The organism is Geodermatophilus sp. SYSU D00710 (assembly GCF_054050195.1).
In genome coordinates, this window is record NZ_JBJGYX010000013.1 from 1 (window position 1) to 13,031 (window position 13,031).

The 13,031-nt window shown below is 76.0% G+C and carries 13 protein-coding genes; 4 read left to right on the top strand and 9 right to left on the bottom strand.

What is annotated here, in order from left to right; translation table 11 throughout:
• Positions 1-57: 57 nt before the first annotated feature.
• Entirely contained in the window at positions 58-318 is a 261-nt protein-coding gene (locus ACI78U_RS08190) for a hypothetical protein (RefSeq protein WP_456874801.1), read from the bottom strand.
• 38 nt (positions 319-356) lie between these two features.
• The gene (locus ACI78U_RS08195; protein WP_456874802.1) at positions 357-1,805 is read right to left on the bottom strand and encodes a bifunctional 3-(3-hydroxy-phenyl)propionate/3-hydroxycinnamic acid hydroxylase; all 1,449 of its coding nucleotides are present in this window, start codon (positions 1,803-1,805) and stop codon (positions 357-359) included.
• 56 nt (positions 1,806-1,861) lie between these two features.
• On the opposite strand from ACI78U_RS08195, the gene ACI78U_RS08200 reads away from it, so the two are divergent.
• The 3 genes from ACI78U_RS08200 (at position 1,862) to ACI78U_RS08210 (ending at position 4,101) form a co-directional block, all read left to right on the top strand.
• On the top strand, positions 1,862-2,656 hold the full coding sequence (locus tag ACI78U_RS08200; protein WP_456874803.1) for a class E sortase: 795 nt from the start codon (positions 1,862-1,864) through the stop codon (positions 2,654-2,656).
• 8 nt (positions 2,657-2,664) lie between these two features.
• Positions 2,665-2,829 carry a hypothetical protein gene (locus ACI78U_RS08205; RefSeq protein ID WP_456874804.1) on the top strand — a complete coding sequence of 55 codons (165 nt, stop codon included), beginning with the start codon at positions 2,665-2,667 and terminating at the stop codon, positions 2,827-2,829.
• Positions 2,830-2,973: 144 nt separating this feature from the next.
• Positions 2,974-4,101: an NDMA-dependent alcohol dehydrogenase gene (locus ACI78U_RS08210; protein ID WP_456874805.1), complete on the top strand. Its 1,128-nt coding sequence runs from the start codon at positions 2,974-2,976 to the stop codon at positions 4,099-4,101.
• Between the two features lie 49 nt (positions 4,102-4,150).
• Here the strand turns inward: ACI78U_RS08210 and ACI78U_RS08215 are convergent, their stop codons facing one another.
• The gene (locus ACI78U_RS08215) at positions 4,151-5,848 is read right to left on the bottom strand and encodes an AMP-binding protein (RefSeq protein WP_456874806.1); all 1,698 of its coding nucleotides are present in this window, start codon (positions 5,846-5,848) and stop codon (positions 4,151-4,153) included.
• A gap of 150 nt (positions 5,849-5,998) precedes the next feature.
• On the opposite strand from ACI78U_RS08215, the gene ACI78U_RS08220 reads away from it, so the two are divergent.
• A complete protein-coding gene (locus tag ACI78U_RS08220) occupies positions 5,999-6,862 on the top strand; it encodes a LuxR C-terminal-related transcriptional regulator (RefSeq protein WP_456874807.1) in 864 nt (287 codons plus the stop codon).
• Between the two features lie 102 nt (positions 6,863-6,964).
• Here ACI78U_RS08220 and ACI78U_RS08225 read toward each other — a convergent pair whose 3' ends face one another.
• The 6 genes from ACI78U_RS08225 to ACI78U_RS08250 all read right to left on the bottom strand — a co-directional run bounded on the left by ACI78U_RS08225 (position 6,965) and on the right by ACI78U_RS08250 (position 12,993).
• Positions 6,965-7,816, bottom strand: a complete 852-nt coding sequence (locus ACI78U_RS08225) for a VWA domain-containing protein (protein ID WP_456874808.1) — start codon at positions 7,814-7,816, stop codon at positions 6,965-6,967.
• 123 nt (positions 7,817-7,939) lie between these two features.
• The gene (locus ACI78U_RS08230; protein ID WP_456874809.1) at positions 7,940-8,830 is read right to left on the bottom strand and encodes an AAA family ATPase; all 891 of its coding nucleotides are present in this window, start codon (positions 8,828-8,830) and stop codon (positions 7,940-7,942) included.
• Between the two features lie 87 nt (positions 8,831-8,917).
• Positions 8,918-10,057 carry an NDMA-dependent alcohol dehydrogenase gene (locus tag ACI78U_RS08235; protein ID WP_456874810.1) on the bottom strand — a complete coding sequence of 380 codons (1,140 nt, stop codon included), beginning with the start codon at positions 10,055-10,057 and terminating at the stop codon, positions 8,918-8,920.
• A 104-nt stretch (positions 10,058-10,161) separates the two neighbouring features.
• Positions 10,162-10,758, bottom strand: coding sequence for an MOSC domain-containing protein (locus tag ACI78U_RS08240; protein WP_456874811.1), 597 nt, complete (start codon positions 10,756-10,758; stop codon positions 10,162-10,164).
• On the bottom strand, positions 10,755-11,876 hold the full coding sequence (locus tag ACI78U_RS08245) for an XdhC family protein (RefSeq protein WP_456874812.1): 1,122 nt from the start codon (positions 11,874-11,876) through the stop codon (positions 10,755-10,757). Before ACI78U_RS08245 ends, ACI78U_RS08240 begins: the two co-directional genes overlap by 4 nt.
• Positions 11,869-12,993 (bottom strand): vWA domain-containing protein, encoded by a 1,125-nt coding sequence (locus ACI78U_RS08250; RefSeq protein WP_456874813.1) that lies wholly within the window; start codon positions 12,991-12,993, stop codon positions 11,869-11,871. The genes ACI78U_RS08245 and ACI78U_RS08250 overlap by 8 nt, the downstream gene beginning before the upstream one ends.
• Between the last annotated feature and the right edge of the window lie 38 nt (positions 12,994-13,031).

Below are 13,031 nucleotides of genomic sequence, written 5' to 3' on the forward strand. Positions count from 1 at the left end.
GCACTTCCGCGGAGGTGCACGGTGCATCTCCGCGGAAGTGCACGAGGACCCGTGGGGTCAGCGGCCGAGGATGCCGCCGATCGCCCCGCCGAGGCCGCCGCCACCGCCCTGGTCGCCCCCGCCGCCGCCGAGACCGCCGAGGCCGCCGCCGCCGAGCATCCGGACGAGGTCCATGGGGTCGAGCCCGAGGTTCTGCAGCAGCCCGGCGTGCTGCTCGGTGTCCACCTGCCCGGGCAGTTCCTGGTCGGCCTGCTGCGCCTTGGCGTCGTCGCCCTGGGACTGCAGCAGCTGGAGGATCTGTGCCTTGTCGATCTGCATGGGCCGCCCGGTACCCGCAGGTGGCGCCGGGGATGCACTCATCCCGCGGCGCGCACGACCCGGTCGGGCCGGACGACGGCGAAGCGCGCCCGCCCCGCCTGCAGCCACGCGGTCAGCACGCCGTCGACGTCGTCCACCTCGGTGCGCCGCCCGCCCGCGGTGACCGTGATCCGGCCGGCGTCGGCCAGCGCCAGCACCGCCGTCCCGGTGCCGAGGACGTCGTCGAGCCGGCACTCCCGCCCGCCGGCGCGGACCCGCGCGCGCGGGACGAGCGAGCCCGCCAGCCGCCGACCGGCCCGGCCGCGGCGGTCGACCAGCGGCCCGGGGCGCAGCGGCGGCGTCCGGCTGTCGGCGGCGTAGGCGGCCAGCGCCGGCACCCGGGCGACGGCGGCCAGCACCGCCCGGCGGGCCGGGACCGCCGCCGCTCCCCCACCGGTCATCAGCAGCCCGAGCAGCGCCGCCAGCCGGACCAGCGCCCGGGCGTGCGGCGCGCGCTCGGCGCCGTGGGTGTCGAGCAGGTCCTCGCCGGCGTCCCCGGTCACCACCGCGGCCACCTTCCAGGCGACCTGGTGCACGTCGCGCAGGCCGAGGCCGAGACCCTGGCCGACGAACGGCGGGGTCAGGTGGGCGGCGTCACCGGCCAGCACCACCCGCCCCTTGCGCCACCGGTCGGCGACCTGCGCCCGGTAGACGTAGTCCGCGGCGCGCACCACCTCGGCGTCCGCGGCACCGAAGGGCGCGAGCAGCCGGGGCAGCGCGCCGGCGAGGTCCGCCGGGGTCTCGCCGGGCAGCAGCCGGGTCTCGAAGCGGTAGCGGTCGCCGGTGACCGGCATGAACGTCGCGGCGCGGGCGGGGTCGCACACCTGGTGCACGCCCGGCCACACCGGCAGCGGCGACGGCGTGCGCAGGTCGACCACCAGCCAGCGGTCGGGCCGGCCGAGGTCGCGCATCCGGCCGCCGACCAGTCGCCGCACGGTGCTGTTCGCGCCGTCGCAGCCGAGCACCGCCGCGGCGGGCACGTCGGCCCGCTCGCCGGTGCGCCGGTCGACCGTCGCCACCGTGACGGACCGGTCCGCCCGCTCGGTCAGCCCCACCACCTCGGCCGGTGCCCGCAGCGTGATCCCCGGGGCACGGGCGACGGCGGTGCGCAGCACGGCCTCGAGGTCGGGCTGGTGGAACATCGACGCCTGCGGCCAGCCGTGCCGGCCCGTCCCGGGCACCCGGCCGAACTCGGCCAGCACCCGGTGGCCGGCGTCGACCAGCCGCAGCCCCGCCAGCGGCCGGCTGACCGCGAGGAAGTCCCCGGCGACGCCGGCGTCGGCGAGGGCGCGCAGCGCCTCGTCGTCGAGGTGCACCGCCCGCGGGACCCCCGGCGGCCGCGGCTGCCGGTCGAGCAGCAGGACCGGCAGCCCGCGCGCGGCGAGCAGGAGTGCGGCGGTGGCACCCACGGGACCGGCGCCGACGACGACCACCGGCTGCTGCGACACGCCGCCCACTCTGCCGGACCCGGACGTGCACCTCCGGCTGGCATCGTGGAGTCGCCATGGCCTCACCCTCCGCGACCGCACCGCCGCCCACCGAGTGGCGCCGGTACGGCCGTCCGCGGCGTGACCACTGGCGCACCCTCGCCGGCGGCCTCGGCCAGACGCTGGTCACCACCGGCGTCGTGCTGCTGCTGTTCGTCGTCTACGAGCTGTGGGTCACCGACCTGTTCGCCGCCCGCGAGCAGGACCGCCTCGCCGACGAGCTGCGCACCGGGTGGGGCTCCGACGCCCCCGTGGTCGGTGTCCCGACCTCCCCCACCGATCCCGGGGTGGGCGAGCCCTTCGCGGTGCTGCACGTGCCGCGGCTGGGCGAGGACTGGTCGCGGGTGGTGCTCGAGGGCACCACCGAGGACCAGCTGTCCCAGGGACCGGGGCACTACGTCGGCACGGCGATGCCCGGCCAGCAGGGCAACGTGTCCATCGCCGGTCACCGGGTGGGCCGCGGCTCGCCGTTCCTCGAGCTCGACGCGCTGCGCCCCGGCGACCCGATCGTGGTCGAGGTGGCCGACGGCTGGTTCACCTACCGCGTGCTCGGCGACGAGGCCACCGGCGACTTCGCCGACCCCAGCGGCATCCCCGGTCAGCAGGTCGTTCCGCCGGCGCAGGTGGAGGTCATCGCGCCGACCCCCGGCGGCCCGGCCGACGCCGCGCCCACCGGCGCCTACCTGACGCTCACCACCTGCCACCCGCGCTACTCCGCCCAGCAGCGCCTGGTCGTGCACGCCGTCCTCGACGGACCCGGCGTCCCCCGGGCCGACGCACCCGACGGGCCGCCGGCCCTGACCGAGGACTGAGAGGGCCCGTGTACCGCTGGATCTGGCGCCACCTGCCCGGGGGGACGGCGAGCCGCTCGGCGCTGTCGCTGCTGCTCGCGCTCGCCGTCTGCGCGCTGCTGCTGTTCGTCGTCTTCCCGGTCGTGGAGCCCCACATGCCGTTCACCTCGGTGACGGTCGACCCCGGCCGCTGACCCTGCCGCGGACGCGGAACCGGACCGGCCGCCCGGCTTGACGGCACCCGGTGTCACACGGAGTCTGTGGCCCGGCGCACAGTAGTCCCGGCGGCCCGTCGACGGCGACGGGCGGTGACCGGGCACGGACGAGAGGGACACCGGGTGAAGACCAAGGGCGCGATCCTGTGGGGCGTGGGCGAGGAGTGGTCGGTCGAGGAGATCGAGCTCGGCGACCCGAAGGCGGGTGAGGTCCAGGTCCAGCTGGCCGCCTCGGGGCTGTGCCACAGCGACGAGCACCTGGTCACCGGCGGCACGCCCGTGGCGTTCTACCCGGTCATCGGCGGGCACGAGGGCGCCGGCGTCGTCACCAAGGTCGGCCCCGGCGTCACCGGGCTGCAGGAGGGCGACCACGTCGTCACCGCCTTCATCCCCGCCTGCGGGCAGTGCCCGCCGTGTTCCAAGGGGATGCAGAACCTCTGCGACCTGGGCGCGAACCTGCTGGCCGGCACGTCGATCTCCGACGGCTCCTACCGGGTCCAGGCCCGCGGCAAGGACGTCATCCCGATGTGCCTGCTCGGCACGTTCTCGCCCTACATCACCGTCCACCAGGCCTCGGTGGTGAAGATCGAGCCGGACATCCCGCTCGAGGTCGCCGCGCTGGTCGGCTGCGGGGTCACCACCGGCTGGGGCTCGGCCACCAAGGTCGCCGACGTCCGGCCGGGCGAGAACGTCGTCGTCATGGGCGCCGGCGGGGTCGGCATGAACGCCGTCCAGGGCGCCGCGGCGGCCGGCGCCAAGCGGGTCATGGTCATCGAGCCGGTGGCCCGCAAGCGCGAGTGGGCGATGGACCTCGGCGCCACGCACGTCTTCGAGTCGGCCGAGGAGGCCACCGAGAAGGTCAACGAGCTGACCTGGGGCCGGATGGCCGACAAGACGATCATCACCGTCGGCGACATCCAGGGCGAGGACATCCAGACCGCGCTCAGCCTCACCGGCAAGGGCGGGCGCGCCGTCGTGACCGGCATGGGCAACTACGCCAACACCGACGTGACGCTCTCGCTGTTCGAGCTGACCCTGCTGCAGAAGGACTTGCAGGGCGCCATCTTCGGCGGGCTGGCCCCGCGCGCGGCGATCCCCGAGCTGCTCTCGCTCTACCAGGAGGGCCAGCTCAAGCTCGACGAGCTGGCCACCACGCAGTACTCCCTCGAGGACGTCAACCAGGGCTACCAGGACATGCGCGACGGCAAGAACATCCGCGGGGTGGTCGTCTACACCGACGCCGACCGCTGACACCGTCCCCGTACCCGCCGGCGCCGCCGGCGGGTACGGGGCTCTCGGCTCAGCCGCGCAGCTCGGGGAAGTCCGTGTCGGCCCAGTCGGTTCCGGTGCCGGCCGGCGCGGCCGCCTCCTCGCGGTGCCGCAGCTCGACCCGGCGGATCTTGCCCGAGATGGTCTTGGGCAGCTCGGCGAACTCCACCCGGCGCACCCGCAGGTAGGGCGCCAGCCGCTCGCGCGCGTGGCGCAGCACCGCCAGCGCCGTCTCCGGGCCGGGCTCCCACCCCGGGGCCAGGGTGACGTAGGCCTTCGGGACCGCGGCCCGCACCGGGTCGGGCACCGGCACGACGGCGGCCTCCACCACCGCCGGGTGCTCGATGAGCACGCTCTCCAGCTCGAACGGGCTGATCTTGTAGTCGCTGGCCTTGAAGACGTCGTCGGTGCGCCCGACGTAGGTGATGTAGCCGTCGGCGTCCCGGGTCGCGACGTCCCCGGTGTGGTAGTACCCGCCGGCCATGGCCTCGGCCGCCCGCTCGGGGTCGCCCAGGTAGCCGGTCATGAGCCCGACCGGCCGCTGCGAGAGGTCCAGGCAGATCTCGCCGTCGTCGGCGGGCTTCCCGGTGAGCGGGTCGACCAGCACCACGGGGACGCCGGGCAGCGGGCGTCCCATCGAGCCGGGCCGTACCTCCGCGCCCGGGCTGTTGCCCACCGACGCCGTCGTCTCGGTCTGCCCGTAGCCGTCCCGCAGCGTCAGCCCCCAGTGCCGGCGGACCTGCTCGATGACCTCCGGGTTGAGCGGCTCCCCGGCGGCGACCACCTCGCGCAGCTCGCCCGGGCCGCCGGACAGGTCGGCCTGGATGAGCATCCGCCACACCGTCGGCGGGGCGCAGAACGTGGTGACGCCGGCGCCGCGGACGTGCCCGAGCATGGCGCCGGCGTCGAAGCGGCGGTAGTCGAACAGGTCGACGGTGGCCTCGGCGGCCCACGGGGCGAAGAAGCAGCTCCAGGCGTGCTTGGCCCAGCCCGGCGAGCTGATGTTCAGGTGCACGTCGCCGGGCTGCAGGCCCAGCCAGTACATCGTCGACAGGTGGCCGACCGGGTAGCTGACCTGCGTGTGCTCGACCAGCTTGGGCCGGCTCGTGGTGCCGCTGGTGAAGTACAGGAGCAGCGGGTCGCCGGGCTCGGTGCCGGGGTGGCCCGGTGGCTGGTCCGGGGCGCCGGCGGCGTCGGCGTAGGGCGCCCAGCCGGCCGGCGCCTCCCCCACGGCGATCCGGCCGTAGTCACCGGGGACGCCGTCGAACTTGGCGGCGTCGGCGGCGTTGACGACGACGTGCCGCGCGCCGCCGCGGCCGATCCGGTCGGCGAGGTCGCCCGGGCCGAGCGCGGTGGTGGTCGGCATGATCACCGCGCCGAGCTTCATGACGGCGAGCATCGACTCCCACAGCTCGACCTGGTTGCCGAGCATGAGGACGACGCGGTCGCCGCGCCCGACGCCACGCTCGCGCAGCCAGCCGGCCACCTGGTCGGAGCGGCGGGCCAGCTCGGCGAACGACCAGCTCGCCGTGGCGCCGTCCTCGCCGGTGATGCGCAGGCCGGGCCGGTCGACCCCGCGGGCGATCTCGTCGAACCAGTCCACCGCCCAGTTGAACGGGCCCTCGATCCGTGGCCAGCGGAACCGGTCGGCCGCCGCGACGGGGTCGGTGCGCAGCGCGAGCAGCTGGTCGCGGGCCTCGCGGTAGGCGCTGGTGGCGGTGCCGGGCATGGGGTGCACTCCTCGCTCGTGCGGTCGTCTGCCCGGGGATGGTCGGCCGGGTGCCCGCGAGGCCACCACCCCCGTTCTCGCCGGGCGGCCCGCCGACCTGCGCTAGCGTGACCTGGGTCACGACCGTCGGTGCCGGTGAGGAGGTCCTGGGTGTCCCTTCCCGCGGCGGCGCGTCCCGACGACCGCGACGCGCTGCGCGCCGCCGTCCGCGAGGTGCATGCCCGGTCGGGGATGAGCGTGGTCTTCGCCGCCGGGCCGGTGCAGGGCCCGACCGCCCGCATCGACGAGCTGGTCGGGACGCGCACCCGCCACCTGCGGGGACTGGAGATCCGCACCGGCGCCGGGCTGGGCGGGCGGGTGCTCAGCGAGGGCCGGCCGGCGGGCGTGGAGGACTACGAGCGGGCGCTGGACATCACCCACGAGTACGACGGCCCGGTGCTCGCCGAGGGGCTGCGCACGGTCGCCGCCGTCCCGGTGCTCGTCGGCGGGCGGGCGCGGGCGGTGCTGTACGCGGCCAGCCGGGAGGGCGGGTCGATCGGCGACCGGGTGCGCGACGCGCTGGCCCGCGCCGCCGCCCGCATGGGCGCCGAGCTCGCCGTCCGCGACGAGGTGGACCGCCGGCTGGCGCTGATGGCCACCGCCGCGGCCGGGCCCGCACCGGCCGAGGACCCGGCCCGCTGGGAGGAGGTGCGCGCGGTGCACGCCGACCTGCGGCTGGCCGCGCAGGCCACCGGCGACGCCGCGCTGCGGGAGCGGCTGCTCGACGCGTGCACCCGGCTCGCGGCGCTGGGCGCGGCCCCCGACGCCGCGCCGGCGCCGGTGCACCTGTCGGCGCGCGAGGTCGACGTCCTCACGCAGGTGGCGCTGGGGTGCAGCAACCGGGAGACGGCCACCCGCCTGTCGCTGCGCCCGGAGACGGTGAAGAGCTACCTCGGCTCGGCGATGACCAAGCTCGACGCGCACACGCGCCTCGAGGCCGTCGTCCGGGCGCGGAGGCTGGGCCTGCTGCCGTAGCGGGTCACTGCCGGTTGATCATCGGACGTGTGCACGCGACACGGGACGACACGCCGCGAGGACGTGCGCGCATCCGATGGTCAACACCGCGCAGCCGCCCCCTCACCCCAGCAGGCGGGTGAGCGCCGGCCCCAGGTCGCGCACGGTGCGCACCATCTGCGCGGTGCCCCCGCCGCGCCCGGCCAGCGCCCGCGCGGCCGCCTCGGCCTCCGGGGTGGGCAGCGGGCACAGCACGTCGAGCCGGTCGATCCCGGTCAGGGCGCTCTCCGGCGGGTCCCCGGTGGTGTGCAGGCAGTCCGACAGCAGCACGACCGCGCGCTCGTCGGCGACCTCCGCGGCCAGCTGCAGCCGGGCGGCCCGCAGCGCGGCGGCGAGGTCGGTCATCCCGTGCCCGCGCAGGCCGATCAGGTGGGTGACGACGTCCTCGGCGGCGCGCCGCTGCCCCGGACGCTGCACGACGTCGACCTCGCGGCCGAAGGTGATCAGGCCCGTCCGCAGCTTCTCGTCCCCGGTGAGGACGACGCCGGCCGCCGCCACCGCGGCGATCGCCACGCCCAGGCCGGTCATCGACCCGGAGGTGTCGACGGCGAGGCACACGACCCGCCGGTGCCCGGCCCACGTGCGGGTGACCAGGTCGCCCGTGGCCAGCGGCGTCCCGACGTCCCAGCGGTCGAGGGTGCGGTCGAGGTCCAGGTCCCCGTCGCCGCGCCGGTCGGGCACCAGCCGCCGCGTGCCGCGGGTCCGCGTGCGGCCCACCCGGCCGACCTGCACGAACACCCGCGCGGCCAGCCGCTGGGCCGCCGAGCGCAGGTCGCGGTCGGTGGCGGCGGCGAGGTCGGTGAGCAGCGCGGCCGCGGCGTCGGCGTCCTCGGCCATCAGCGTGGCGAAGGCCTCCTCGTCGAGCGCGCCGACCTCCGGGCTGACCTCCTCGAAGGCCTCGTGCCGCGCCGCCATCTCCCGCCGGCTGGTCTGCCGGCGGGTGGTGCCCGAGCGCCGGTCGCGGCGCAGCGACGACGCGGAGTCGGCGCCCGCCGGGGACTCCGGCGCGCCCTCACCCCCGCCCTGGTCCGGGGGCCTTCAAGGATCGGCGGCCTCGTCCTCCGGCGGCGGTGACCCGTCGGGGGGCCAGACGTCGTCGAGGATCTCGTCGATGACCGCCTCGGCCGTGCGCTCGACGCCGTCGGCGATGCGGATCCGGCCCGACAGCGCCGCGTAGGCGGCGTCGCGGGCGGTCTCGCGGGCGCCCTCGGCGCCCAGCCCCGACTGGCCGCGCACGTCGAGGAGGCCGCCGAGCAGCAGCACCAGGTCGGTGGCACCGCGCACCGACGAGCCCATCCGGACGTCGCGGTGCTCCCGGGAAGCCCGCACCAGCCGGACGGCGAGGCCGATGAGCGCCGGCGGGGCCCCGGTCACGGCGGCGACGATGGCGCGCTCGGCGGCGGCGTCCTGGTAGCCGAGGACGACCCGGCACATGCGGTCGGCGATCGCCTGCCCGACCCGCGCGGTGCCGATGGCGTCGAAGGGGTTCATCGCGGCGATGAGCCGGAAGCCGGCGGCCGCTTTGACGTGGCCGAGCCGCGGCACGGTGATCTCGCCCTCGGTGAGCACCGTGATGAGGACGTTGAGCGTCTCCTCGGGGATCCGGTTGAGCTCCTCGAGGTAGAGCAGCCCGTGCCCGCGCATCGCCGTCAGCAGCGGCCCGTCGGTGAAGCTGCTCGGCACGTAGCCGTCGGCGAGGACGGCGGCGGGGTCGTACTGGCCGATGAGCCGGGCCGGCGTCAGCTCGGCGTTGCCCTCGACGAAGACGACCTCCTGGCCGACGTCGGCGGCGATCGAGCGCAGCAGCGTGGACTTGCCCGTCCCCGGCGGCCCCTCCAGGACGACGTGCCGGTTGGTGCGCAGCGCGACGGTGAGCACCTCGCGCTCGCGGCGCAGCCCGATGACCGGGTGCGGGGCGGTGGCGGCCACGCGACTCCCCTCGGAGGACTCAGGACGGCCGACGAGGTCTGCCCACCGGCCGCGCGGACCAGTGTGCAGACCTCGTCGGGGGACCGCTCAGGCCTGGGCACCCTCCAGCGGCGGGGTGTCGTAGACGATCACGCCGCGGATGTTCTTCCCGTTGACCAGGTCCTCGTAGCCCTGGTTGACCTGGTCGAGCGTGTAGGTCTGGGTGATGATCTCGTCGAGCTTGAGGTCACCGGCCTGGTAGAGCTCCACCATCTTCGGGATGTCGTGGAACGGGTCGCCCGAGCCGAACAGCGAGCCCTTCACGGTCTTCTCGAACAGGGTGAGCATCGAGCTGTTGAGCTCGATGTTGGGCTTGGTCGGGTCGGCCAGGCCGGTGATGACGACGGTGCCGCCCTTGCGGATGACGTCCACGGCGCTGCTGACGACCTCCTTGTCGACGACGCCGACGGTGATGATCGCCTTGTCCGCACCGACGCCGTGGGTGAGCTGCTGGGCCAGCGCCTGGGCCTCCTCGGCGGTCTCGCAGCTGTGCGTGGCGCCGAGCTGCTCGGCCGCCTCGCGCTTGTTGGGCAGCGGGTCGACGGCGATGACGTTGCGCGCGCCGGCCAGCGCCGCGCCCTGCACGCTGTTGATGCCGATCCCGCCGATGCCGTAGATGACGATCGTGTCGCCGGGCTCGGTGGCCGCAGCGTGCACCGCCGACCCCCAGCCGGTGGGGACGCCGCAGCCGATGAGCACGACCTTGTCCAGCGGCAGGTCGGGGTCGACCTTCACCGCGGAGTTCTCGCTGATGACGGAGCGCTCGGAGAAGGTGCCGAGCATGCACATGCCGCCGTAGTCGTTGCCGTCCTCGTCGTGGAAGCGGTAGGTGCCGTCGGCCATGTGGCCGTCGAGGATGGCCGCGCCCATGTCGCAGATGTTCGACTTGCCGGTCGAGCACCAGCGGCAGTGCCCGCAGACCGGCAGGAACGAGCAGATCACGTGGTCGCCCGGCTGCAGCCGGGTGACGCCCGGGCCGACCTGCTCGATGACCCCCGCGCCCTCGTGGCCGGCGACCACCGGGAAGCGGGGCACGATGTCGCCGTGCCGCAGGTGCTCGTCGGAGTGGCACAGCCCCGCGGCCGACCAGCGGATCAGCACCTCCCCCGCCCGGGGTTCGTCGAGCTCGAGCTCGGTGATCTCGAACGGCTTCCCGACGTCGCGCAGTACGGCTGCCCTGGTCCTCATCGACCCTCCCGTCCTCGGCCGCCGCGGCTCGACGGCACGTCCTCGGCGGGGTCATCGTCCGGGCGCGGGAGGACGCCGGGCACCCCCGGACGGGGGGAGCCGGGTCAGGCGGGTCGCGGGCGGGGGAGCACCCGGCGGGGCAGTCCCGCCCGGGCGGCGTCGAGCGGCACGGCGCCGGCGAGCACGGCGGCCCCGAGCCGCAGCACGCCGTCGGTCAGCGGCGCGCAACGGACCCCGCCGCGGCCACGCATGCCGCGGTGCGCGCCCGGCGCCAGCACGGTGTCCAGCCAGGCGCAGGGGTTGGCCGGCCGCCCGCCGCGCAGCACGACCACGCCCTCCCCGCAGTCGAGGGAGAACACCTCGCCGCGCAGCGCCTCCACCTCGGCCCCGCGCAGGACGACGTTGCGGCGGGCCAGCAGGGGGTCCAGCGGGCCGGCGCCCAGCTCCTCGGCCAGCGCCTCCACCGACTCCGCGGCCAGCACGGTGACCGAGGCGTCGCGGTGCGCGGGCCGGCCGGCGTAGCGGTCGCCGACGATCCCGTGCCCGGCGCGGACCTCGACGCGCGTCACCCGGTCGCCGTCCTGGGGCGGGACCACCCCGGCGGGCCGCCCGTCGTAGCGGTGCACCGGCGAGACGAGCAACCCCACGACCTCGACGTGGTACCGGTACGGGGTGCCATTGTCGCGATGAAGGCTGCTCATCGGTCGGCGGTGCGGTGGATCGGGCCCTCGATGCCGGTCAGCCGCTCGCCCGTGCCGCCCCAGCGCCCGGCGATGATCTCCGCGGCGATCGACACCGCGGTCTCCTCGGGCGTGCGGGCGCCGAGGTCCAGCCCGATCGGCGAGGACAGCCCGGCCAGCTCGCCGTCGGTCAGGCCTGCCTCGCGCAGCCGTGCCAGCCGCTCGTCGTGGGTGCGCCGCGACCCCATGGCCCCGACGTAGGCCACCGGCAGGCGCAGGGCCACCTCCAGCAGCGGCACGTCGAACTTCGGGTCGTGGGTGAGCACGCACAACACGGTGCGCTCGTCGATCCGCCCGGCGTCGACCTCGGCCTGCAGGTAGCGGTGCGGCCACTCGACGACGACCTCGTGCGCGTCGGGGAAGCGGCGTGCGGTGGTGAACACCGGACGGGCGTCACACACGGTGACCCGGTAGCCGAGGAACGCGCCCACCCGCGCGACGGCGGCGGCGAAGTCGATGGCGCCGAAGACGACCATCCGCGCGGGCGGTGCGAACGAGGACACGAACAGCGTCAGCTCGTCGCCGCGCCGCTCGCCGTCGTGGCCGTAGGTCAGCGTGCCGGTGCGGCCGGCGGCGAGCATGCCGCGGGCGTCGTCGGCGACGGCGTCGTCGAGGCGCTGCAGGCCCAGGCTGCCGGAGGTGCGGTCGGGCCAGAGCACCAGCCGCCGGCCGATCCGGTCCTCGGGACCGCGGACGACGGTGACGACGGCGACCGGCTCGTGCCGGCCCACCGACTCGGCGATCTCGCCCAGCTCGGGGAAGGACTCGCGCGAGACCGGCTCGACGAAGACGTCGAGGATCCCGCCGCAGGTCAGGCCGACGGCGAAGGCGTCGTCGTCGCTGACGCCGTAGCGCTCGAGGGTGGGCACGCCGGTCTCGACGACGTCCTTGGCCTCCTCGTAGACCGCGCCCTCGACGCAGCCGCCGGACACGCTGCCGACCGCCGTGCCGTCGGGGCCGACCAGCATCGAGGCACCGGCGGGCCGCGGCGCGGAGCGCCAGGTGGCGACCACCGTCCCCATGCCGACCGTCTCCCCGGCCTGCCACCAGCCGACCAGGTCATCAAGGACATCACGCACGTGAGATCACTCCCGACAGTTCCTCGAACGCCGCCAGGCTGTGCCCGGAGACGAACGCGTCAACGGACGGCAGCGCCGCCTGCATCCCGCCGGTGAGCGGTTCATAGCCGCTGCGCCCCTTGTGCGGGTTGACCCACACGACGGCGTGCGCGAGCCGGCGCAGCCGCGCCATCTGCTCGCGGAGCAGGTCGGGACTGCCCCGCTCCCAGCCGTCGCTGCACACGACGACGACGGCACCGCGCGCGGTCCCCCGCTGGCCCCACCGGTCGAGGAAGGCCTTGAGCACCTCCCCGAGCCGCGTGCCGCCCGACCAGTCGGGGATGGCGTCCCCGCTGGCGGCCAGGGCCCGGTCGGGGTCGCGCAGCCGCATCTCCCGGGTGACCCGGGTCAGCCGGGTGCCGATGGTGAACACCTCGGTCGACGCCGGCCGGGAGCGCACCGCGGCGTGCGCGAAGCGCAGCAGGGCGTCGGCGTAGGGGCTCATCGACCCCGACACGTCGACCAGCAGCACCACCCGCCGCGGCCGGGGCCGGGCCCGCCGGCGCAGCAGCCGGGTCACCTCGCCGCCGTCGCGCAGCGCCCGGCGGACCGTGCGCGCCGGGTGCACCGACCCGTGCGGGGCCGGCCGGCGCCGGCGGGCCGGGCGCATCGGCGTGGCCGGGCGCACCAGGGCGAACAGCCGCCGCAGGTGCTCGCGCTCGGCCGGGGTCAGATCGGCGACGTCGCGGTGGCGCAGCACCTCGTCCCCGGACGCGGCGACGGCGAGGTCGGCGGGGTCCTCCCCCTCCTCGCCGCTCCCGCTGCCCTGCTCCAGCGGCGCGGTGGCGCTCAGCGCGGGCGGGGTGCGCGCCACCGACGTCGACCGGCGGGGTGCCTCGCCGCCGAAGTACGCGGCGAACGCGGCGTCGTAGCGGTCGAGGTCGTCGGGGCCGGCGCACAGCGTCAGCCGGCCGGCCCAGTAGACGGCGGTGGCGTCGAGGACGTCGAGCGCCGCCACGGCCGAGAGCATCGCCTCGACCCGGTCGGGGGAGGCGGTCACCCCGGCCACCCGCAGCGTGCGGGCGAACCCCAGCACGACGCCGACGACGTCCCGCGGCGCCGAGGCATGGGAAGCCATCCCCACGTATCCGGCCCGGGAGCCGTGCGGATCGCTTC

Coding starts and splice junctions, on each gene's coding strand:
- ACI78U_RS08190 (WP_456874801.1), bottom strand. CDS start 318: ATGCAGATCGACAAGGCACAGATCCTCCAGCTGCTGCAGTCCCAGGGC.
- ACI78U_RS08200 (WP_456874803.1), top strand. CDS start 1,862: ATGGCCTCACCCTCCGCGACCGCACCGCCGCCCACCGAGTGGCGCCGG.
- ACI78U_RS08215 (WP_456874806.1), bottom strand. CDS start 5,848: ATGCCCGGCACCGCCACCAGCGCCTACCGCGAGGCCCGCGACCAGCTG.
- ACI78U_RS08225 (WP_456874808.1), bottom strand. CDS start 7,816: ATGGCGGCGCGGCACGAGGCCTTCGAGGAGGTCAGCCCGGAGGTCGGC.
- ACI78U_RS08235 (WP_456874810.1), bottom strand. CDS start 10,057: ATGAGGACCAGGGCAGCCGTACTGCGCGACGTCGGGAAGCCGTTCGAG.
- ACI78U_RS08240 (WP_456874811.1), bottom strand. CDS start 10,758: ATGAGCAGCCTTCATCGCGACAATGGCACCCCGTACCGGTACCACGTC.
- ACI78U_RS08250 (WP_456874813.1), bottom strand. CDS start 12,993: ATGGCTTCCCATGCCTCGGCGCCGCGGGACGTCGTCGGCGTCGTGCTG.